This window comes from Streptomyces sp. NPDC002490, assembly GCF_040296045.1.
Classification (GTDB): Bacteria; Actinomycetota; Actinomycetes; order Streptomycetales; family Streptomycetaceae; genus Streptomyces.
Window position 1 is genome coordinate 107,570 of the sequence record NZ_JBEOWM010000019.1, and the last position, 20,447, is coordinate 128,016.

Sequence of the window (20,447 nt, forward strand, 5' to 3'; positions counted from 1 at the left end):
CCCTCCGCAGCCCCCGACCGTCCCCGCCCGTGCGGCCCCCGAAAGGTGTTCCCTTCCCCATGCCCGAGCTGGTGTTCTTCAGCGGAACGATGGACTGCGGAAAGAGCACCCTGGCGCTCCAGATCGGGCACAACCGCTCGGCGCGGGGGCTCCAGGGGGTGATCTTCACCCGGAACGACCGGGCCGGCGAGGGGAAGCTCTCCTCACGACTGGGCCTGGTCACGGAGGCCGTCGAGGTCGCCGAGGACATGGACCTCTACGGGTACCTGGTCGACCGGTTGTCCAGGGGCGGCCGGGTCGACTACGTGATCGTCGACGAGGCGCAGTTCCTCGCTCCGGAGCAGATCGACCAGTTGGCGCGGATCGTGGACGACCTCGGGCTGGACGTCTTCGCCTTCGGCATCACCACCGACTTCCGCACCAAGCTCTTCCCCGGCTCGCAGCGGCTGATCGAACTGGCCGACCGGATCGAGGCGCTTCAGGTGGAGGCGCTCTGCTGGTGCGGTGCCCGGGCCACGCACAACGCCCGCACGGTGGCCGGGCAGATGGTCGTGGAAGGCGCCCAGGTGGTGATCGGCGACGTCAACCGCCCGGTGGCGGAGGTCGGTTACGAGGTCCTGTGCCGTCGGCACCACCTCCGCCGCGCGACCGCCGCCTCGGCCGGCGCCGGGGCCCTGTCCCCCGAGGTCCTGCCGATGCCGCCGGCCTGAGGCCCGGGCCCCGCCCGCGGGGAGAGGACCCGGGCCGTTGCTCAGCCGTCTTCCCGCACCGCGAACACCGCGCCCCCGGGGTCGCTGAGGACGGCGGAGCGCGGGCCGTCCCCGCCGCTCGGCGGGGTGAGCGACCGCCCGCCCAGGGCGTGCGCCCGCCGCACCGCGGCGTCCAGGTCGGCGACGGCGAAGTGGGTCAGCCAGTGGGCGCCGCGCCCCGTCAGCCGATCGGGGTCCGCCTCCACCAGGCCCGCCACCGGGACCCCGTCCCGGGACACCGTCCACCGGCCCGCCGCCGCGTGGGTCGCGGTGAGCCCGAAGACGCACTGGTAGAACGGCGTCACGTGGCGCGCCTGATGGGTGACCAGTTCGCTCCACACCGGGGTGCCCGGCGCCCCGGTCCCGGCGAAGCCGGAGCGGGCCGCACCCTGGCAGAGCCCGAACACGGCGCCGCCCGGGTCGGCGACGAGGGCCCGACGTCCTCCGTCCGCGGCCAAGGGGCCCACGGCCACGGTTCCGCCGCAGTGCCGCACCAGGTCGGCGGTGAGGTCGGCGGCGTCGGTCGCCAGGTACAGCGTCCAGGCGGGGGAGGAGCGGTGGTGCCCCGTCAGCGTACTGATGTCGGCCACCGCCTCCCCGTCGGCGAACGCCCGTACGCGGGTGCCCCCCGCTCGGTCGGGCCGGAACTCCCAGCCGAACAGCCCCTGGTAGAACTCCCGGGTCGCGGTCGTCCCCCGCGCCTTCAGGCTCACCCCACAGGGTGTGCCCGGGCGCCGGGTCCGCTCCGCGCCGTCCCTTCGGCCGGCTTCCTGCCGTGCCTCGGTCATGGTCGGTCTCTCCTCCGTCTGCCGGCGGAAAATCCAGCGGTCATCAACAGTGCTTCTCGGTCATCTTTGCGATGTGCGCAATCGATGCCGGTCTTTTGTACCCCGTGTGCGCAAGGGCGTACAGTGCGTGCCCGGTCAGGCCGGGGTCTGGACGTTATCCGGCGCGGCGCGATGTGGCCAGCCCGTGGGCCAGGATGGGGGCATGAACGCCATCATCTCCGCATCCCGACTGGCCCGGGACCTGGCCGGTCCCACCCCGCCGGTCCTCCTGGACGTCCGCTGGCAGCTCGGCGGCCCGCACCTGCGCTCCGCCTACGAGGAAGCCCATCTGCCCGGAGCCGTGTTCGTCGACCTGGACGCCGAGCTCGCCGGCCCCGCGGGTCCGGCCGGCCGCCATCCCCTGCCGGACGTCGAGGAGTTCGGCGCCGTCATGCGCGCGGCCGGGGTCTCGGCCGACCGGGACGTCGTGGTCTACGACGGGGGACAGGGCTGGGCTGCGGCCCGGGCCTGGTGGTTGTTGCGCTGGACGGGGCACCCCTCGGTGCGGGTGCTGGACGGCGGGCTCGGGCGCTGGTCGGGTCCGCTGGAGTCCGGGACGCCGACGCCCCGAGCAGGCACCTTCGTCCCGGTGCCGGGTGCCGTGGAACTGCTGGATGCGGACGGGGCCGCGGAACTGGCCCGGTCGGGGCTGCTGTTGGACGCACGGGCCGGGGAGCGGTACCGGGGCGAGGTGGAGCCCGTCGACCCGGTGGCCGGACACATCCCGGGTGCGGTCTCCGCGCCGACGACCGAGAACGTCACCGAGAAGGGGGACCTGCGCCCGGCGGAGGAACTCGCCGCCCGCTTCGCGCGCTTGGGGGCCGACGGCACCACCCGGGTGGGCGTGTACTGCGGTTCCGGAGTCTCCGGGGCGCACCAGGTGCTGGCGCTGGCGGTCGCGGGCGTCCCCGCCGCCCTGTACGTGGGGTCCTGGTCACAGTGGAGCGCGGATCCCTCCCGGCCGGTGGCGAAGGGGCCCGAACCCTCCTAGCGGTGGGCGCACCGGCGGGGCTTCGATACGGGCACCGCGGGACGGCTCGATCCCCGACGGTGCGTAGGTTCTCCGGTGCGGGTGTCCCATCGAGGTGGGACACCCGCACCGGAGGGTGGTGCGTCAGTCCTGCTTCTTGCGCCGGGTACCGAAGACGATCTCGTCCCAACTGGGGACCGCGGCGCGGCGCCCGGGCCGTACCCCGTCCGCCTCGGCCTGCCGGTCGGTCGCCCCGACGAGTCGGTCGCGATGGCTGCTGACCGACCGGGGCATCAGCACGTCGGCGTAGGCGGACCCGGCGGAGGCGGCGGGTGCGGGCGGCTCCTCGGGCTGGGCCTCGGGCTCCGGCTCCTCGTCCGGTTCCAGGGCGGCGGGGCGTTCGGGCACCACCAGGTCCCCGCGGAAGCTGGGCACCGCCTCCAACAGGCTGGTCAGCGAGTCCCGCCCCTCGGCGGCGGTTGCCTCGTCGGCCTCGGCGGGCGGCAGGGCCCGCTCCGGCGCACGGTCCGCGGACCGGTCGCGGGGCAGCCGGGCGATCCGGGGCACGAAGGGGAAGGTCGGCTCGGGCGCACCGAGGTCGTCCGACTCGCCGATCAGGGACCTGGCCTCGTCGTCCACGGCCTGGACGAGGCGCCGTGGCGGGTCGTAGGTCCAACTCGCGGAGTGCGGCTCACCGGCGACCAGGTAGACCAGGAGGACCTCCCAGGTGCCGTCGTCGCGGCGCCAGGAGTCCCACTGCACGCTGTCCTTGTCGGTGCCGCGGAGCAACAGCCGCTCCTGCACGGCTTCGCCGAGTTGGGGTCCGGTGCTCTCGCCGGGGCGACGCACGGGCGTCTTGCGGGCGCGTTCGGCCATGAAGGCGCGCTCGGCGAGCACGGGCCCCTCGAAGCGACGCACCCGGTCGACCGGGATGCCTGCGAGTTGGGCGACCTCTTCGGCACTGGCGCCGGCTCGTATGCGCGCCTGGATGTCCCGGGGGCGGAGGTGGCTCTCCACCTCGATCTCGATCTGACCGAGGCGGGGGCGGTCGCCACGCACGGCGGCACGCAGCCGCTCGTCGATGGCAAGCGTGTACTCCGTGTTGTCCGCAGCTTTGAGCACCAGCCGTGTGCCGTCATTGGAGACGGCCACGACACGCAGTTCGGGCATGGGGACCTCCCGGGTGGTGCCTGCCGACGTCACGTGCGTCGCTGCTTCCGCTAGTGGAGTGTGGCCTGCCCGGGTGCAGCCTGCCACAACCTTGCCGGGTTGCCCGGTGTGTCGGGCAGGGGCCCCGGGAGTTCCGTGATGCCACGGTTACCTGTTCGCAACGCTAAGTGACCGCAGTGGTCGCCCTGTGCAACGAGTTCCCTCCCGGACGGTCTGGACGGCTCCGGGCATCCCTAGGGAAGACCGGTACCCAGGGTTCGCAACAGTACTCCATTCGGGCCACCCGGGAAGACCGGCACGCCGTCGAAGTTCGCTCGAAGGTCGATCGTGGGTGCGCCCCCGTGCGGGGATCGAGGGCGGGTGCGACGGTCCCGCGAGGGGTCGCTCGCATGGAATCTTTCCCGCAAATCCCCTCATTCGGGCTATCCGGGTGGGCTGGGGGGCGCATTTCCGGAGGCGAGATCGGGAAGATCGCACAAAGGGTGCACATGGCCGAAAAAGTGTCATTCGCTCCGCGGGGGGCGAGGTGGATGCAGGGGGCGCGGGAGACGAAGGCCACGGTGCGCCGGCGCCGTGCGAGCGGCTCGCCTCACCGCGGGCGTACGCCGGTGCGGGGGATACGGAGCGTGACGGGGCGCCGGTCGGGAGGGGTGTCCCGACCGGTCGCGGGGCCGTCAGGCCGGGTGGTGCTCCTCCTGCTGGTCGCTTCCGACGAGCGGTGCGGACGGGAGCGCGGGCCTGGCCAGTCGGCGGTAGCCGAGCAGGCCGACGACCACGGCGAGGGCTCCCGAGACGCCCGAGACCGCGTAGCCGGCTCCGGCGTCGGCGGCGTCGATGACCCAGCCGGAGGCCGAAGAACCGAGGGCGACGCCGACCGCCAGCCCTGTGCTCACCCAGGTCATGCCCTCGGTCAGTTGGGCGCGCGGGACGTGCTTCTCGACCAGGGCCATGGTCGTGATCATCGTGGGGGCGATGGCGAGGCCCGCCACGAACAGCGCCACGGACAGCGGGGCCAGCCCGTCGACCAGCTGGAGCGGAACCATGCTCACGCCCATCCCCACCACCCCCACCAGCCACCGGCGCGGCGCCTCGCCGCTGAAGCGCATCAGTCCGAAGAGCACGCCCGCGAGGCAGGAGCCCGCCGCGTACAGGGCCAGCACCACGCTGGACAGCGCCTTGCGCCCCTGCTCGTCGGCGAAGGCCACGGTCACCACGTCCACCGATCCGAAGATCGCCCCGGTGGCCACGAAGGTGGCCACCAGCACCTGGAGGCCCGGCGAGCGCAGCGCCGAACCCCGGGTCTGGTGGGCACGGGGGTGCGGCACCGGCTCGGTGGCCCGCTGGGAGGTCAGCCAGAAGACGCCGACGGCGAGGAAGACCGCAGCCAGCAGCGGGCCCGCCGCGGGGAACCAGACCGTCGACAACCCGATCGAGATGATCGGACCGAAGATGAAGCACACCTCGTCGATCACCGATTCGAGCGAGTACGCGGTGTGCAGGTGCGGGGTGTCCCGGTAGATGGTGGCCCACCGCGCCCGGGTCATGGAGCCGACGCTGGGGGTGAAGCCTATGAAGGCGGAGAAGAGGAACAGCGTCCAGTCCGGAGCCGAGAACGAGGCGGACAGCAGGAGTCCCGTGGCGGCGGACAGGGTCACCAGGGTGGCCGGCCGGAGTATCCGGCGCTGGCCGTACCGGTCCACCAGGCGGGACACCTGCGGGCCGATGACCGCCGCCGACAGGGCGATGGTCGCGGACAGGGCCCCTGCCAGTCCGTAGCGGTCGGTGAGCTGGGACACCATGGTCACCACGCCGATGCCCATCATCGACAGCGGGAAGCGGCCGATGAACCCCGCGAGGGAGAAGGAACGGGTGCCGGGGGCGGCGAAGATCACGCGGTAAGGGCTGGGCACGGCACGCTCCGTTGCGGGCCCCGCTGCGGAGCCGGTGGGCAAGGCATATCGATGGCCAATACAGCTTATTGGTCGATCGAGCTTACTTGTGGCGGAAGGGGCTCATCTTACCGGTGGTGAGGCAGCGCTTGCCGGGGCGCGCGAAGCGCCCGCGCGCGCATGGCCGTGTCGGTGCCGTCACCGCCGAGTGGCAGGATCACAGACATGTCCGACGTCTTCGATCCATCCCGGTCCCCCGCCCCGTACGACGCCCTGTTGCTGTTGTCCTTCGGCGGCCCCGAGGCCCCCGACGACGTGGTCCCGTTCCTGGAGAACGTGACCCGGGGGCGCGGCATCCCCAAGGAACGGCTGAAGGAAGTCGGACAGCACTACTTCCTGTTCGGCGGGGTCAGCCCGATCAACGACCAGAACCGCGCCCTGCTCCACGCCCTGCGCAAGGACTTCGCCGACCACGCCCTCGAACTCCCCGTCTACTGGGGCAACCGGAACTGGGCCCCGTACCTCACGGACACCCTGCGCGAACTCGTCCGGGACGGCCACCGCCGCGTCCTCACCCTGGTGACCAGCGCCTACGCCTCGTACTCCGGGTGCCGCCAGTACCGCGAGAACCTCGCCGAGTCGCTGGCCACCCTCCAGGCGGAGGGACTGCCGGTACCCCGGGTCGACAAGCTGCGGCACTACTTCAACCACCCCGGGTTCCTGGAACCCATGGTCGACGGCGTGCTCGCGGCGCTCGCCGAACTCCCCGCGGACGTCCGCGACGGCGCCCACCTGGCGTTCACCACCCACTCCATCCCGACCGCCGCGGCCGACGCCTCCGGCCCCGTCGAGGACCACGGGGACGGCGGCGCCTACCTGGCCCAGCACCTGGAGGCGGCCGGCCTCATCGCCGCGGCGGTGCGGGAACGCACCGGCCGGGAGCACCCCTGGCGGCTCGTCTACCAGTCGCGCTCCGGCGCCCCGCACATCCCGTGGCTGGAGCCGGACATCTGCGACCACCTGGAGGAACTGCACGACGCCGGTGCCCCCGCGGCCGTGATGGTCCCCGTCGGGTTCGTCTCGGACCACATGGAGGTCAAGTACGACCTCGACACCGAGGCCGCCGCCAAGGCCGCCGAACTGGGTCTGCCGGTGAGCCGCTCGGCCACGGTCGGCGCCGACCCCCGGTTCGCCGCCGCCGTGCGCGAACTGGTCCTGGAACGGGCCGCCACCGAGAGCGGTCGCACCGTGGAGCGCTGCGCCCTCGGCCGGCTCGGCCCGAGCCACGACCTCTGCCCGGTCGGCTGCTGCCCGGCGCGCACCCCGAAGCCCGCCGCGGCGGGGGCGGACGGCCCCCGCCTGGGGGAGGCGGCCCGATGAACCGCGCACCGGCCGAACTGCACGCCGAACTGCTCGACGTGGCGCTGGAGGCGGCCCGCCGCGCCGGTGACCTGCTGCGCGACTCCCGCCCCGCGGACCTGGGCGTCGCGGCGACCAAGACCAGCGCGGTGGACGTGGTCACCGAGATGGACCTCGCCTCCGAGCGGCTGATCACCACCCTGCTGGCCGACCGCAGGCCCGACGACGCGGTGATCGGGGAGGAAGGCGCCGACCGCGCGGGAACCTCCGGAGTGGAGTGGGTGGTCGACCCGCTCGACGGCACGGTGAACTACCTCTACGGCCAGCCCGCCTGGTCGGTGTCGATCGCGGCGCGCCGGGACGGCGAGACCGTGGTCGGAGTGGTCCGCGCCCCCCTGCGGGGCGAGACCTACCGCGCGGTCCTCGGCGGCGGCGCCTTCGTCAACGACCGGCCCGCCCGCACCCGCCCGGCGCCCCCCTTCGACCGCGCCCTGCTCGGCACCGGCTTCGGCTACCTCGCCGAGCGGCGCGCCCGGCAGGCCGAGGTGGTCGCCCGGCTGCTGCCCCAGGTGCGCGACATCCGCCGGGGCGGCTCGGCCGCGATCGACCTGTGCGACGTGGCCACCGGCCGGCTGGACGCGTACTACGAGCGGGGGCTGAACCCGTGGGACCTGGCCGCCGGGGACCTCATCGCCCGGGAGGCCGGCGCCCGCACCGGCGGCCGGCCGGGCGAGCCGGCCTCCGGCGACCTGGTGGTGGCGGCCCCGCCGGGACTCTTCGAGCCGCTCCAGCTGCGCCTCGACGAACTCGGCGCCTGGCACGACTGAACGCGTGCGTACGGGCCCCGGCGGTGATCACCGCCGGGGCCCGTACGGAGAAAGGGGAGTGGGCCCGGGGCGTGGCCCGTACGGCGGATGCCTGCCGTCGGGCGGGAGCTCCGGAGCGGGTGCTCCTCGGTGGTTCGGTCAGACGTGCGCGGTGCTGCCCTGCTCGACGGTGACGCCGTGTTCGGCGGCCAGTCGGTGGAGGTCGTCCAACTCGGACTGCTCCACGTCGACAAGGAAGTCGTCGCCCGTTTCGCGGGCACGGCTCAGGTCGGACTCGGTCGTCCTGATGCGCTGCAGGAGTCCTGCGGTGAATGCGTCCATGGTTGCGCCCCCTCGTCCTGGGTCGTGGGTCGGCGGCACGGTGTGTGCCCTGGGGAGGGGCGATCACGTCGGAGCACGGCTCTGCGGTAGCCGTCGTGGCGTGCCACTGCACGGTGTGATCGCGGGTGTGTGGTCGTCCTCCCCCCGCGCCCCGCGGCGGAAACCTCCCCGACGGAGAAACTGCGGGAAAGCCGGATGCCCGCCGGCCGTGCCGCGCCCGTTCGCCCCCGGTTCCCGAGGGGTTCACCCGGGAGCCGGTCCGCGGGCGCGCCGGCCCCGGCCGGCAGCCGACCGGGAACGGTCCGGGCGTGCGGTGTCCGCCCCCGCCGATCGGCTCCGCGCCGGCCTCCGCCTTACCGCCGGTTTATGAGCTCAGGGGGCAGGATGGAGCCTCACCCCACGATCGACGTCACCCCACCTCCCGCGGGCGGTGGGGTGCCAGAGGAAGGACTAACGACGTGCGCGTACTCGTCGTCGAGGACGAGCAGCTGCTCGCCGATGCGGTGGCCACCGGACTGCGCCGGGAGGCCATGGCCGTGGACGTCGTGTACGACGGTGCGGCGGCCCTGGAGCGCATCGGGGTGAACGACTACGACGTCGTCGTGCTCGACCGGGACCTGCCGCTCGTCCACGGGGACGACGTCTGCCGCCGGGTCGTGGAGCTCGGCATGCCCACCCGGGTCCTGATGCTCACCGCCTCCGGCGACGTCAGCGACCGGGTCGAGGGCCTGGAACTCGGCGCCGACGACTACCTGCCCAAGCCCTTCGCGTTCAGCGAGCTGATCGCCCGGGTCCGGGCGCTGGGACGGCGCACCAGCGTCCCCCTGCCGCCGGTGCTGGAGCGGGCCGGCATCAAGCTGGACCCCAACCGCCGAGAGGTCTTCCGCGACGGCCGTGAGGTGCAGCTGGCGCCGAAGGAGTTCGCGGTCCTGGAGGTGCTGCTGCGCAGCGAGGGGGCCGTGGTCTCGGCGGAGCAGCTGTTGGAGAAGGCGTGGGACGAGAACACCGACCCGTTCACCAACGTGGTCCGGGTCACCGTGATGACCCTGCGCCGCAAGCTCGGTGAGCCCGCGGTGATCATCACCGTGCCCGGTTCCGGATACCGGATCTGATCGACGTGGCCGCGACACCCCCGCCGCCGCCCGCAGCGCCCCCGAAACCCACCTGGCCCCCCAGGCGTCCGGACGCGCCCTTCCCCTGGCTGCGGCCGACCATCCGGATAAGGCTCACCCTGCTCTACGGCGGCATGTTCCTGATCGCGGGCATCCTGCTGCTGTCGATCATCTACCTGTTGGCGGCGCAGGCCGTGCACGACGGCACGACGCTGCCGTTCAAGCTGATCTCCGGCGAGGTCCGCATCACCAGCCAGATGTGTCCGCAGCTCTCCGACTCGGCGAACAGCAAGGGGGAGGCGTTCAACAGCGCGCTGGACGCCTGCATGGGCAGTCAGCGCCGGCACGCGCTGGACGCCCTGCTGAGCCGGTCCCTGATGGCGCTGCTGGGGCTGAGCGTGATCGCCTTCGCCTTCGGCTACGCGATGGCGGGACGGGTCCTGTCGCCGCTGGGCCGCATCACCCGCACGGCGCGTCGGGTGGCCGGTTCCGACCTGACCCGGCGGATCGAGCTGGACGGCCCAGACGACGAGCTGAAGGAGCTGGCCGACACCTTCGACGACATGCTGGAGCGTCTGGAGCGCGCCTTCACTGCCCAGCAGCGGTTCGTCGGCAACGCCTCGCACGAGCTGCGCACCCCGCTCGCCATCAACCGCACCCTGCTGGAGGTCCACCTCTCGGACCCCGGTGCGCCGCCGGAGCTCCAGCAGCTCGGCAAGACCCTGCTCGCCACCAACGAGCGCAGCGAACAGCTGGTGGAGGGGTTGTTGCTGCTGGCCCGCAGCGACAACCAGATCGTGGAGCGCAAGCCGGTGGACCTCGCCGAGGTCGCCTCGCGGGCCATCGAGCAGGTGCACGCGGAGGCCGAGCAGCGCGCCGTGGCGATCCGCGGGGTGCAGGAGCCCGTGGTGGTGCAGGGCAACGGCGTCCTGTTGGAACGGATCGCGTTGAACCTGGTGCAGAACGCCGTGCGCTACAACGTCGCCCGGGGCGGCTGGGTGGAGGTGTCCACCGAGGCCCAGCACGGCCAGGCGGTGCTGGTGGTGTCGAACACCGGGCCCGTGGTGCCCGCCTACGAGGTCGACAACCTCTTCGAGCCCTTCCGCCGGCTGCGCACCGAGCGGACGGGCAGCGACAAGGGTGTGGGGCTCGGCCTCTCGATCGCCCGCTCGGTGGCGAGGGCCCACGGGGGACGTATCATCGCGGAGCCCCGCGAAGGGGGCGGGCTCGTGATGCGCGTCACGCTTCCGATCTGACACACTGCCCCCCGACACGCAGAGGATGTTCGCTTTGAGCGGAATTTTCGGGATTCGCTCCCGACGTCTTCCTGTGTGATCGATCACAGGGGCCGCATTCCGGTCGTCTACTCTTCGTGATCGTCCGCACCCCTGGAGGGCCGGGAAAGTCCGGGTTTTCAGGGGTCCCGGTCACGGGAAGTACACGGGGTGGCGCCTGTGAGCAGCAATGACGGGACCAGGTAGGGTCCCGACCGCCATCCACCCGGATCACCTCTGGGTCATCCGGCTGGGTGTCGATTGAGTAACGGACCTTGATGTGAGGCAAAATCTCCGCTTCAGGTCGGGCACAACCCCGGCCTCCCATGCGTTACGAGCGCTGAGACACCCGCAGACACCCAGAGGGGGAGAGCGATATGGCAACGGACTACGACACTCCACGCAAGACCGATGACGACCTCAACGAGGACAGCATCGAAGAGCTGAAGTCCCGGCGGAACGACAAGTCGGCGTCCACGGTGGACGTCGACGAGTTCGAGGCCGCCGAGGGGCTGGAACTGCCCGGAGCGGACCTCTCGAACGAGGAACTGGCCGTCCGGGTCATGCCCAAGCAGGCGGACGAGTTCACCTGCATGAGCTGCTTCCTGGTCCACCACCGCAGTCAGCTGGCCCGTGAGAAGAACGGCCAGCCGATCTGCCGCGACTGCGACTGAGGCGGGGTCGGCCGTGACTGGCTCGACCCCACCCCGGAAGCGCCGCTTCCGTTGGCGGGGAGCGGACGAAGCGAGCACCGAACCGTCATCGGGACCGGCACAGCGGTCCACGGACGCGCGTGACGACGAGCGGGGCCATCCGGCCTCGCTCGAAGCGCGGGGCGGAGCGGACGGCGCTGCGGGGCACCAGGAGGTCATACCCGAGGGCGAGGCGGCGGCATGGGCGGACGCCCTGCACGCCACCGGAGCCGTCGTCGTGCCCGCGGACCGTCCCGGGGCGCCCGAGGAGCGCCCCCGGGGCCGCATGGCCGCGGTCCGGGACGGCGTCCGCAAGGGCGGCGACCGCGCCAAGGCGGGCGTGGCGTACCTCGCCGACCGGATCATCGAGAACGCCCCCAGGATCCCCGTCCGCGACCTGGCGACCCTGCGTCGACAGTTCCCCGGCCTCTCGCCGGAACGGCTCGCGGACAAGCTCGTGAACGGCGCCGCGAACGCCACCTCGACGGTGGGCGCCGGCGTCGGCGCGGCGGCGATGCTGCCCGCCCCGCCCGCCATGCCGGCGGAACTGGCGGCCGAGATCACCGGCGTCGCCGCGATCGAGCTGAAGCTGATCGCCGAGTTGTACGAGGTCTACGGACAGCGTCCGCCCGGCGGTCTCAAGGAGCGCACCGCCGTCTACCTGACGACCTGGTCGGAGGAGCGCGGCATCGACGTGACCAAACCGTCGACGATCAACGCCGCGCTCGGCGTCCAGATGAAGCGCGAACTGCGTCAACAGATCATGAAACGCATGGTGCGCAACCTCCCCAACCTGATGCCCTTCATGGTCGGGGCGGCCGTCGGCGCCGTCATGAACCGGCGGGACACCCACAAGCTGGCCCGGCGCATCCGGGACGACCTGCGCGTGCGCCAGGTCGCCTGGGCCGACCTGCCCGAGATCCCCCTCGGCGCGGACGGCGGCACCCTGGGCGGCGCCCCCGGGCGCCGCGAGATCGAGGGCTGAGCCCCGCCGGGGGCTCAGCCGGTGCGGGACGAGGCGAGGGCCGCGGCCAGGGCCTCGGGCGCGCGGGTGGAGACGTACACGTAGGGCGTGGGGTCCTCGGGGTCGGTCACCGGGACCCGCAGCGCCGTCGGGATGTACCCCCGCAGCAGCAGGTACGCGCGGGGGTCCGCCTTGTGGGTCCGCCAGGCCCTGGCCTCCTCGGCGTCCAGGACCTCGGGTTCGCCCAGCGCCGAGAGCGGGATCCGGGCGTCGCCGGCCACCAGCGAGTCGCCGACCACCCTGATCCGCGCCGATCCGTACGAACTGGTGATCACCGCGGCCAAGGCCGTGCCGCCGACCAGACCCCCGAGCATGGCGAGCGCACCGAACGGCAGGCCGATCAGCCCCAGGGAGACACCGGCCAGCAGGGTCACCAACCACCACGAACGGGGCGCGGTGAGACGTTCTTCGTAGGGCGCTGCCGAAAGGTCCATGACCGCTAGCTTGGCACGCCCCCGCGTCCGTCCCGGTCCCAGGGCCCGCCCGTCCGGAGGGGCGCGGACGGGCGGGTAAGGTCTGCGCCTGTGAGTGGTACTTCGACCGTCCTGACGCCTCCCGCGGACGCCATAGCGCCGGTACGGCACCCCGCTGCCCCCGCGCCCGGCGAACCGCTCGGTTCCCACTACGACCGGTGCTTCGGCTGCGGCGGGGAGCAACCCCACGGGCTGCACCTCGTGGCCCGCGCCGAGGAGGGGGTACGGGTCAGCGCCGAGTTCACGGTGCGCCCCGCCCACCAGGGCGCGCCCGGGCTGGCGCACGGCGGTGTCCTCGCCACCGCGCTGGACGAGACGCTCGGCTCCCTGAACTGGCTGCTGCGGGTCATCGCCGTCACCGGTCGTCTGGAGACCGACTACCTCCGTCCGGTGCCCGTGGGCACCGTGCTGCACCTCGACGCCGAGGTCGTCGCCGTCGCCGGGCGGAAGATCTACTCCCGTGCGTCGGGTCGGATCGGCGGCCCCGACGGTCCCGAGGCGGTGCGCGCGAACGCCGTGTTCATCGAGGTCGAGGTGGAGCACTTCGTGGACAACGGCCGCACCGAGGAGGTCCGGGCGGTCCTCGGCGACCCCGACGCCCTGCGCCGGGCCCGTGCCTTCGAGGTGAGCCCGTGAGCGCCGACCGTTCGACGCCGTCGCCGGGCCCGGCCGTCGCCCGCCCCGAGCTGCCCGTCCTCATCCGACGGGTCGACCCCGAGGTGCCGCTGCCCGCGTACGCGCTGCCCGGCGACGCGGGCGCGGACCTGCGCACCACCGAGGCCCACGACCTCGCGCCGGGCGAGCGGGCCGTCCTGCCCACCGGGGTCGCGATCGCACTGCCGGACGGCTACGCGGCCTTCGTGCACCCGCGCTCCGGGCTCGCCGCCCGGCTCGGTGTCGCCCTGGTGAATGCGCCGGGGACGGTTGATGCCGGGTACCGTGGGGAGATCAAGGTGATCGTGGTGAATCTCGATCCGCGCGAGCACGTGCGGTTCGAGCGCTTCGACCGGATTGCCCAACTGGTTGTCCAGCAAGTCGAGAGGGTGAGCTTCCGGGAGGTCGCGGACCTTCCCGGTTCGGCGCGGGCCGAGGGGGGCTTCGGGTCCACCGGCGGTCATGCCTCGGTGGACGCTCCGGATGGGCCCGTGGGTGGGAATCAATACGCATCGGTCGGAACCGACCGGGAAGGACGATGACGTGTTCGGACGTCGCAAGAAGATGAGCTCCCCCGAGGACGCGGAAGACGCGACGGCGGCGGACGCGACGGGCGAGGCCGAGCAGGTCGACGACGGCGACGGGACGGAGCGCGTCCGGTTGGAGCCGGAGCCCCGTCCCGACGGCCCCTGGGACAGCTCCGAGGTGCGCGAACCGGGCGAGGGCCGGGTCGACCTGGGCGGGCTGTTCGTGCCCGGGGTCGACGGCATGGAACTGCGCGTCGAGGTCGCCGGGGACGCCATCGTCGCCGCGACCGTCGTGCTCAAGGACAGCGCCATCCAGCTCCAGGGCTTCGCCGCTCCCAAGCGGGAGGGCATCTGGGGCGAGGTGCGCGAGGAGATCGCCTCCGGCATCACCCAGCAGGGCGGCGTCATCGACGAGGTGCAGGGACCGCTCGGCTGGGAGCTGCGGGCCCAGGTGCCCGTGCAGTTGCCGGACGGAACGGGCGGCTTCCAGGTGGTGCGGTTCGTCGGCGTCGACGGCCCCCGCTGGTTCCTGCGCGGGGTGATCTCCGGCCAGGGCGCGGTGCAGCCGCAGGCCGCGGGGCTGCTGGAGCAGATCTTCCAGGACACCGTCGTGGTCCGGGGCGACGGCCCGATGGCGCCCCGTGACCCGATCGTCCTCCAGCTCCCGAACAACGCCCAGATGGTGCCCGAAGGGGTCCAGCAGGAGGAGCAGGCCACCTCCCGGTTCTCCGGGGGCATGGGCCAGCTCGCCCGGGGCCCGGAGATCACCGAGGTCCGCTGAGCGTGGAGCACGCTCCGTGTCGTGACGTGCGGGTCGTGACACGGAGTCGACTCCCACCGGTCCCGTGCGGACCGTTGCTCCCGATGGTGCGGCGTGACCATACTGTCGGACGGTTCGGAGCACGGGTACGGGAGCGGGCATGACACGGGGGGCCACAGGGGCGGACGGGGCCGTGACGGCCCACGGCTCGACGACGCGGACCGCGGAGCCCGCCCGGGGTCCCATGGTCCGGGTGGCGGACCTCCGCCGGTCCTACGGCACCGGCGCCGCCGCGGTGCACGCGCTGAAGGGCGTGACCTTCACCGTCCCGCGCGGCGAACTCGTCGCCCTCAAGGGGCGCTCCGGCTCCGGCAAGACCACCCTGTTGAACCTGGTCGGCGGGCTCGACTCCCCGGACCAGGGCACCGTCCACGTCGACGGCCACGACCTGGCCGACCTGGACGAGGCCGGTCTGCTCCGGCTGCGACGGGACCGCATCGGCTTCGTCTTCCAGTCCTTCGGGCTGATCCCGATCCTCAGTGCCGCCGAGAACGTCGGCGTGCCCTTGCGGCTGCGCGGCGTGCCCGCGGCGGAACGCGACGAACGGGTGGCCCTGCTGTTGTCGCTCGTCGGTCTCGCCGACCACGCCCGGCAACGACCCGGGGAGCTCTCCGGCGGCCAGCGGCAGCGGGTCGCCATCGCCCGTGCCCTCGCCAACCGGCCGTCCCTGATCATCGCCGACGAGCCCACCGGCCAGCTGGACGCCGAGACCGGTCAGGCCGTGATGGAGCTGCTGCGCGCCGTCGTGCGCAGCGAGGGCGTCACCGCGCTGGTGGCGACCCACGACGCGGCGCTGCTCGACCTCGCCGACCGGGTGCTCGAACTCAGCGACGGGGAGATCGTCGAGGGCGCCTGACCCGGGCCGGCCCTCTGCGCCCGCCCGGCCTTCCACGCCCCCACCAGCGGCTTTGCCCGTGAAGCCGGTCCATCAGGGTTCCGTCAAGGTGCCGCAATAGTCGATCATTCGTCCGATTTGTCGAATGTCGGGGCTGTACCGTCGGAGCGCGATCAACGGTGGTGCGCGGGTGTGAGTGGAAGACAATGGGGCCATGGGACGCGGCAGGCTAAGGATTTATCTCGGTGCGGCGCCGGGTGTGGGGAAGACGTATGCGATGTTGTCGGAGGGGCATCGGCGGGTGGAGCGGGGGACGGATTGTGTGGTGGGGTTCGTGGAGCATCATGGCCGGCCGCGGACGGAGGTGATGTTGCACGGTTTGGAGCAGGTGCCTCGGGTGGGGGTGGGGTATCGGGGTGGGGTGTTTGAGGAGATGGATGTGGTGGGGGTGTTGGCGCGGCGGCCGGTGGTGGTGTTGGTGGATGAGTTGGCGCATTCGAATGTGCCGGGGTCGCGGAATGCGAAGCGGTGGCAGGACGTGGAGGAATTGTTGTCGGCCGGGATTGATGTGGTGTCGACGGTGAACATTCAGCATTTGGAGTCGTTGGGTGATGTGGTGGAGTCGATTACGGGGGTGCGGCAGCGGGAGACGGTGCCGGATGAGGTGGTGCGGCGGGCGGATCAGATCGAGTTGGTGGACATGTCGCCGCAGGCGTTGCGGCGTCGGATGGCGCACGGGAACATTTATCAGTCGGACAAGGTCGATGCGGCGTTGTCGAATTATTTCCGTCCGGGGAATTTGACGGCGTTGCGGGAGTTGGCGTTGTTGTGGGTGGCGGACCGGGTCGACGAGTACCTCCAGCAGTACCGGGGCGAGCACAACATCCGCAGCACCTGGCAGGCCCGGGAGCGGATCGTGGTGGGGGTGACGGGGGGTCCGGAGGGGGAGACGTTGATACGGCGTGCGGCGCGGTTGGCGGAGAAGGGTGCGGGGGGTGAGGTGTTGGCGGTGTACGTGTCGCGGAGTGACGGGTTGACGGCGGCGTCGCCGAAGGAGTTGGCGGTGCAGCGGGGGTTGGTGGAGGGGTTGGGGGGGACGTTTCATCATGTGGTGGGTGATGATGTGCCGTCTGCGTTGTTGGAGTTTTCTCGTGGGGTGAATGCGACGCAGGTGGTGTTGGGGTCTTCGCGGCGCCGGGCGTGGCAGTACGTGTTCGGGCCGGGTGTGGGTGCGACGGTGGCGCGGGATTCGGGTCCTGATCTGGACGTGCACATCGTGACGCACGAGGAGGTGGCGCGGGGGCGTGGGTTGCCGGTGGCGCGGGGTGCGCGGCTGGGTCGGCAGCGGATCGTGTGGGGATGGCTCACCGGTGTCCTCGGCCCGATCGTCCTCGCCCTGACCCTCACCAACGTCGACGCCCACCTGGGCCTGGCCAACGACATGCTGTTGTTCCTGACGCTCACGGTGGCCGCGGCGCTGCTGGGCGGACTCTGGCCGGCACTGGCCTCCGCGGCCTTCGGCTCCTTCCTGCTGAACTGGTTCTTCACCCCGCCGCTGCACCGCGTCACCATCGCGGACCCCAAGAACATCGTCGCCATAGTGATCTTCGTGGGGGTGGCGGTGGCGGTGGCGTCGGTGGTGGACGTGGCGGCGCGGCGTACGCATCAGGCGGCGCGGTTGCGGGCGGAGTCGGAGGTGTTGTCGTTCTTGGCGGGGAGCGTGTTGCGGGGGGAGACGTCGCTGGACGCGTTGTTGGACCGGGTGCGGGAGACGTTCGGGATGGAGTCGGTGGCCTTGCTGGAGCGGGAGGGTGACGTGGCGCCCTGGACGTGTGCGGGGAGCGTGGGTCCCGCTCCGGTGAAGCGTCCGGAGGACGCGGACGTGGACGTGCCGGTCGACGACCACCTGGCGTTGGCGCTGTCCGGGCGGGTGCTGCCGGCCGAGGACCGCCGCGTCCTGGCGGCCTTCGCGGCGCAGGCGGTGGTGGTGCTGGACCGCCGACGCCTGCGCGAGGAGGCCGACCGGGCCCGCCGCCTCGCCGAGGGCAACCGCATCCGCACCGCCCTCCTCGCCGCCGTCAGCCACGACCTCCGCACCCCCCTCGCCGGCATCAAGGCCGCCGTCTCCTCGCTGCGCTCCGACGACGTCGCCTGGTCCGAGGAGGACGAGGCGGAGCTGCTGGCCGGCATCGAGGCCGGCGCCGACCGCCTTGACCACCTGGTGGGGAACCTGCTCGACATGTCCCGGCTCCAGACCGGCACCGTCCAACCCCTGATCCGCGAGGTGGACCTCGACGAGGTGGTGCCGATGGCCCTGGCCGGCGTCCCCGAGGGCAGTGCGTGCCTCGACATACCGGAGACCCTGCCCATGGTCCGCGTCGATCCCGGACTGCTGGAGCGCACCGTCGCCAACGTCGTCGAGAACGCCGTCAAGTACAGCCCCGAGGGCCGGCGGGTCCTCGTCGCGGCCAGCACCCTGGGCCCCCGGGTGGAACTGCGGGTCGTCGACCGCGGGCCCGGGGTCCCCGAGGAGGCCAAGGAGCGCATCTTCGAGCCCTTCCAGCGCCACGGGGACGCCCCGCGCGGCGCCGGGGTCGGCCTCGGCCTCGCCGTCGCCCGCGGCTTCGCCGAGTCCATGGGCGGCACCCTCACCGCGGAGGACACCCCCGGCGGCGGCCTCACCATGGTGCTGACCCTCACCGCCGCGCCCGGCCACGCCCGGTCCGGACCGGAACTCCCCGCCACGGTCACCTCGTGACCGCACACCCCGCCCGGGCCGCCGTGGTCCCGGACGCACCGGCCCCGGACGCCCGGGCCACGGACAACCAGAAAGGCAGGCGCTCATGACCCGGGTGCTCGTGGTCGACGACGAACCCCAGATCGTCCGCGCGCTCGTGATCAACCTCAAGGCCCGCAAGTACGAGGTGGACGCCGCTGCGGACGGCGCCACCGCGCTCCAGCTGGCCGCCGCCCGCCACCCCGACGTCGTGGTCCTCGACCTCGGCCTGCCGGACATGGACGGGGTCGAGGTGATCAAGGGGCTGCGCGGCTGGACCCGGGTGCCCATCCTGGTGCTGTCGGCACGGCACAGCTCCGACGAGAAGGTCGAGGCGCTGGACGCCGGTGCCGACGACTACGTGACCAAGCCCTTCGGCATGGACGAACTGCTGGCCCGGCTGCGGGCGGCGGTCCGCCGCGCCGAACCGACCGGCGGCGGGGACGACGACGTGGTGGTCGAGACGGCGGACTTCACCGTCGACCTGGCCGCGAAGAAGGTCAACCGGGGCGGGCGGGACGTCCGGCTCACCCCCACCGAGTGGCACCTGCTGGAGGTGCTGGTGCGCAACGCCGGACGGCTGGTGAGCCAGAAGCAGCTCCTCCAGGAGGTGTGGGGCCCGTCCTACGGGACCGAGACCAACTACCTGCGGGTCTACATGGCCCAGCTCCGCCGCAAACTGGAGGCCGACCCCTCGCACCCCCGGCACTTCATCACCGAGCCGGGCATGGGGTACCGGTTCGAACACTGAGGCGGCTCCCCGGCCCCTCCCGCCCGGGGCGTCCACGGCGCGGCGGCGCACTCCGCCGACTGGGTACCCTTCCCCTATGAGTGCGCCACGTTCCGACAAGCCGACGGGCCGGTTCCGCCGGATGCTCGACCGGCTCGCCGACATCTCGGCCTCCCAGGAGGACCTGGAGTCCGAGGAACTGCGCGAGGACGCGGAGACGGCCGGTTGCATCCGGATCGGTGACTGCCAGGACCGGCAGATCGTCACCGTTACTGGTACCTTGCGCACGGTCACCCTCCGCCCCCGGGCGGGGGTCCCGGCCCTGGAGGCGGAGCTCTTCGACGGCTCGGCCGCGCTCGACGTGGTCTGGCTCGGCAGGCGCTCCATCGTGGGCATCGAGCCGGGGCGCAAGCTGATCGCCTCCGGCCGGATCGCGATGAGCCGGGGCCGCCGGGTGCTCTTCAACCCGAAGTACGAACTCAGACCCCTTGGACGGGAGTAGCCGGTGACGTCCCTCGACAAGCCGACCGACCACCGGAGCACGGCCCAGGACGGCGGCCCGGGAGCCGAGCCCGCCGACGGGCCGCCGGGGCAGGACGCCAAGGCGGTGACCGAGGCGGCGCTCTTCGAAGCGTTCGGCGGGGTGCGCGGCATGGTCGAGACCGTCGTCCCCGGGCTCCTCTTCGTCACGATCTACACCGTCAACAAGGACCTGCACCTCTCCGCCATCGCGGCCCTCGCGGTCTCGGTGCTGATGGTGGTGGTCCGACTGGTGATGAAGGACACCGTCAAGCACGCCTTCAGCGGGGTCTTCGGCGTCGCCTTCGGCGTGGTCTTCGCGATGATGACCGGCAACGCCAAGGACTTCTACCTGCCCGGCATGCTGTACACGCTCGGGCTCGGCCTCGCCTACGTCATCACGGCCCTCGCGGGCGTTCCCCTGATGGGGCTGGTGCTCGGCCCGATCTTCAAGGAGAACCTCTCCTGGCGGACCCGCAACCCGGGCCGCAAGAAGGCGTACGCCAAGGCCAGCTACGCCTGGGGCGGCATCCTGCTCGCCAAGTCCGCGATCCTGTTCCCCCTGTACTGGTGGGCCGACACCACGCAACTCGGTTGGGTCCTGGTGGCCTTGAAGATCCCGCCGTTCCTGCTGGCGGTCTGGCTGACCTGGATCTTCCTCGCCAAGGCCCCGGCCCCCATCGACGTGTTCGCCGAGATGGAGGAGCGGGAGGCCGCCGAGAAGGCGGCGAAGGACGCGGCCGCAACGGCGCGGACCGAGTAGCCGCGAGAAGCACCCGCCGAACCGCGTGGAGGGGGGGGCCCCGTCGGGGCGCCCCCCCCCCCCCCCCAAAAACCCCCCCCCCCACAACACCCGGCGGCCCCCCCCCCCCCCCCCCCCGGGCCGCCCCAACGACGCG

21 protein-coding genes are annotated in these 20,447 nt (G+C 72.4%); 16 read left to right on the plus strand and 5 right to left on the minus strand.

The window, feature by feature from the left end; translation table 11 throughout:
- The first annotated feature begins 59 nt into the window (after window positions 1-59).
- Window positions 60-710, plus strand: coding sequence for a thymidine kinase (locus ABT092_RS14875; protein WP_351243691.1), 651 nt, complete (start codon window positions 60-62; stop codon window positions 708-710).
- A gap of 41 nt (window positions 711-751) precedes the next feature.
- On the opposite strand, the gene ABT092_RS14880 is transcribed toward ABT092_RS14875, so the two are convergent.
- The gene (locus ABT092_RS14880; RefSeq protein ID WP_351243693.1) at window positions 752-1,462 is read right to left on the minus strand and encodes a VOC family protein; all 711 of its coding nucleotides are present in this window, start codon (window positions 1,460-1,462) and stop codon (window positions 752-754) included.
- A 277-nt stretch (window positions 1,463-1,739) separates the two neighbouring features.
- Here ABT092_RS14880 and ABT092_RS14885 point away from each other — a divergent pair, with 277 nt between their 5' ends.
- A complete protein-coding gene (locus ABT092_RS14885) occupies window positions 1,740-2,567 on the plus strand; it encodes a sulfurtransferase (protein ID WP_351243695.1) in 828 nt (275 codons plus the stop codon).
- A gap of 123 nt (window positions 2,568-2,690) precedes the next feature.
- On the opposite strand, the gene sepH is transcribed toward ABT092_RS14885, so the two are convergent.
- Both sepH and ABT092_RS14895 read right to left on the minus strand, forming a co-directional pair.
- Window positions 2,691-3,716: a septation protein SepH gene (sepH, locus tag ABT092_RS14890; RefSeq protein WP_351243697.1), complete on the minus strand. Its 1,026-nt coding sequence runs from the start codon at window positions 3,714-3,716 to the stop codon at window positions 2,691-2,693.
- Between the two features lie 674 nt (window positions 3,717-4,390).
- Complete coding sequence (locus ABT092_RS14895; RefSeq protein WP_351243699.1) at window positions 4,391-5,626, minus strand: MFS transporter; 1,236 nt, start codon at window positions 5,624-5,626, stop codon at window positions 4,391-4,393.
- A gap of 204 nt (window positions 5,627-5,830) precedes the next feature.
- Between ABT092_RS14895 and ABT092_RS14900 the strand changes: the two genes are divergently transcribed.
- On the plus strand, window positions 5,831-6,985 hold the full coding sequence (locus tag ABT092_RS14900; protein WP_351243701.1) for a ferrochelatase: 1,155 nt from the start codon (window positions 5,831-5,833) through the stop codon (window positions 6,983-6,985).
- Window positions 6,982-7,791: an inositol monophosphatase family protein gene (locus tag ABT092_RS14905; protein WP_351243703.1), complete on the plus strand. Its 810-nt coding sequence runs from the start codon at window positions 6,982-6,984 to the stop codon at window positions 7,789-7,791. The genes ABT092_RS14900 and ABT092_RS14905 overlap by 4 nt, the downstream gene beginning before the upstream one ends.
- Window positions 7,792-7,929: 138 nt before the next feature.
- Here the strand turns inward: ABT092_RS14905 and ABT092_RS14910 are convergent, their stop codons facing one another.
- Window positions 7,930-8,112: a hypothetical protein gene (locus tag ABT092_RS14910; protein WP_351243705.1), complete on the minus strand. Its 183-nt coding sequence runs from the start codon at window positions 8,110-8,112 to the stop codon at window positions 7,930-7,932.
- 458 nt (window positions 8,113-8,570) lie between these two features.
- On the opposite strand from ABT092_RS14910, the gene ABT092_RS14915 reads away from it, so the two are divergent.
- The 4 genes from ABT092_RS14915 to ABT092_RS14930 all read left to right on the plus strand — a co-directional run bounded on the left by ABT092_RS14915 (window position 8,571) and on the right by ABT092_RS14930 (window position 12,175).
- Window positions 8,571-9,224: a response regulator transcription factor gene (locus tag ABT092_RS14915; protein WP_351243707.1), complete on the plus strand. Its 654-nt coding sequence runs from the start codon at window positions 8,571-8,573 to the stop codon at window positions 9,222-9,224.
- Between the two features lie 5 nt (window positions 9,225-9,229).
- On the plus strand, window positions 9,230-10,480 hold the full coding sequence (locus tag ABT092_RS14920; RefSeq protein WP_351243709.1) for a sensor histidine kinase: 1,251 nt from the start codon (window positions 9,230-9,232) through the stop codon (window positions 10,478-10,480).
- 395 nt (window positions 10,481-10,875) lie between these two features.
- Window positions 10,876-11,172: a DUF4193 domain-containing protein gene (locus ABT092_RS14925; protein WP_351243711.1), complete on the plus strand. Its 297-nt coding sequence runs from the start codon at window positions 10,876-10,878 to the stop codon at window positions 11,170-11,172.
- Window positions 11,173-11,185: 13 nt separating this feature from the next.
- Window positions 11,186-12,175: a hypothetical protein gene (locus ABT092_RS14930; protein WP_351243713.1), complete on the plus strand. Its 990-nt coding sequence runs from the start codon at window positions 11,186-11,188 to the stop codon at window positions 12,173-12,175.
- Window positions 12,176-12,189: 14 nt separating this feature from the next.
- Here ABT092_RS14930 and ABT092_RS14935 read toward each other — a convergent pair whose 3' ends face one another.
- A complete protein-coding gene (locus ABT092_RS14935) occupies window positions 12,190-12,648 on the minus strand; it encodes a DUF3093 domain-containing protein (RefSeq protein ID WP_351243715.1) in 459 nt (152 codons plus the stop codon).
- 90 nt (window positions 12,649-12,738) lie between these two features.
- On the opposite strand from ABT092_RS14935, the gene ABT092_RS14940 reads away from it, so the two are divergent.
- From ABT092_RS14940 to ABT092_RS14975, 8 genes are all read left to right on the plus strand, one after another.
- A complete protein-coding gene (locus ABT092_RS14940; protein ID WP_351243717.1) occupies window positions 12,739-13,323 on the plus strand; it encodes a PaaI family thioesterase in 585 nt (194 codons plus the stop codon).
- A complete protein-coding gene (gene dut, locus ABT092_RS14945) occupies window positions 13,320-13,883 on the plus strand; it encodes a dUTP diphosphatase (protein ID WP_351243718.1) in 564 nt (187 codons plus the stop codon). Before ABT092_RS14940 ends, dut begins: the two co-directional genes overlap by 4 nt.
- Window position 13,884: 1 nt before the next feature.
- On the plus strand, window positions 13,885-14,649 hold the full coding sequence (locus ABT092_RS14950; protein WP_451364587.1) for a DUF3710 domain-containing protein: 765 nt from the start codon (window positions 13,885-13,887) through the stop codon (window positions 14,647-14,649).
- A gap of 139 nt (window positions 14,650-14,788) precedes the next feature.
- Window positions 14,789-15,544, plus strand: coding sequence for an ABC transporter ATP-binding protein (locus ABT092_RS14955; protein WP_502968444.1), 756 nt, complete (start codon window positions 14,789-14,791; stop codon window positions 15,542-15,544).
- A 193-nt stretch (window positions 15,545-15,737) separates the two neighbouring features.
- Window positions 15,738-18,281: a DUF4118 domain-containing protein gene (locus tag ABT092_RS14960; protein ID WP_351243720.1), complete on the plus strand. Its 2,544-nt coding sequence runs from the start codon at window positions 15,738-15,740 to the stop codon at window positions 18,279-18,281.
- Between the two features lie 85 nt (window positions 18,282-18,366).
- Window positions 18,367-19,050 carry a response regulator gene (locus ABT092_RS14965; RefSeq protein ID WP_351243722.1) on the plus strand — a complete coding sequence of 228 codons (684 nt, stop codon included), beginning with the start codon at window positions 18,367-18,369 and terminating at the stop codon, window positions 19,048-19,050.
- Between the two features lie 76 nt (window positions 19,051-19,126).
- Window positions 19,127-19,531 (plus strand): OB-fold nucleic acid binding domain-containing protein, encoded by a 405-nt coding sequence (locus ABT092_RS14970; protein WP_351243724.1) that lies wholly within the window; start codon window positions 19,127-19,129, stop codon window positions 19,529-19,531.
- Window positions 19,532-19,534: 3 nt separating this feature from the next.
- Window positions 19,535-20,311 carry a DUF3159 domain-containing protein gene (locus ABT092_RS14975; RefSeq protein ID WP_351243726.1) on the plus strand — a complete coding sequence of 259 codons (777 nt, stop codon included), beginning with the start codon at window positions 19,535-19,537 and terminating at the stop codon, window positions 20,309-20,311.
- The last annotated feature ends 136 nt before the right edge of the window (window positions 20,312-20,447 follow it).

Bases quoted from the DNA above. Each gene is read 5' to 3' on its own strand.
- ABT092_RS14875 (WP_351243691.1), top strand. From the start codon at position 60: ATGCCCGAGCTGGTGTTCTTCAGCGGAACGATGGACTGCGGAAAGAGC.
- ABT092_RS14885 (WP_351243695.1), top strand. From the start codon at position 1,740: ATGAACGCCATCATCTCCGCATCCCGACTGGCCCGGGACCTGGCCGGT.
- sepH (WP_351243697.1), bottom strand. From the start codon at position 3,716: ATGCCCGAACTGCGTGTCGTGGCCGTCTCCAATGACGGCACACGGCTG.
- ABT092_RS14900 (WP_351243701.1), top strand. From the start codon at position 5,831: ATGTCCGACGTCTTCGATCCATCCCGGTCCCCCGCCCCGTACGACGCC.
- ABT092_RS14905 (WP_351243703.1), top strand. From the start codon at position 6,982: ATGAACCGCGCACCGGCCGAACTGCACGCCGAACTGCTCGACGTGGCG.
- ABT092_RS14910 (WP_351243705.1), bottom strand. From the start codon at position 8,112: ATGGACGCATTCACCGCAGGACTCCTGCAGCGCATCAGGACGACCGAG.
- ABT092_RS14925 (WP_351243711.1), top strand. From the start codon at position 10,876: ATGGCAACGGACTACGACACTCCACGCAAGACCGATGACGACCTCAAC.
- ABT092_RS14935 (WP_351243715.1), bottom strand. From the start codon at position 12,648: ATGGACCTTTCGGCAGCGCCCTACGAAGAACGTCTCACCGCGCCCCGT.
- ABT092_RS14955 (WP_502968444.1), top strand. From the start codon at position 14,789: ATGACACGGGGGGCCACAGGGGCGGACGGGGCCGTGACGGCCCACGGC.
- ABT092_RS14960 (WP_351243720.1), top strand. From the start codon at position 15,738: ATGGGACGCGGCAGGCTAAGGATTTATCTCGGTGCGGCGCCGGGTGTG.
- ABT092_RS14965 (WP_351243722.1), top strand. From the start codon at position 18,367: ATGACCCGGGTGCTCGTGGTCGACGACGAACCCCAGATCGTCCGCGCG.
- ABT092_RS14970 (WP_351243724.1), top strand. From the start codon at position 19,127: ATGAGTGCGCCACGTTCCGACAAGCCGACGGGCCGGTTCCGCCGGATG.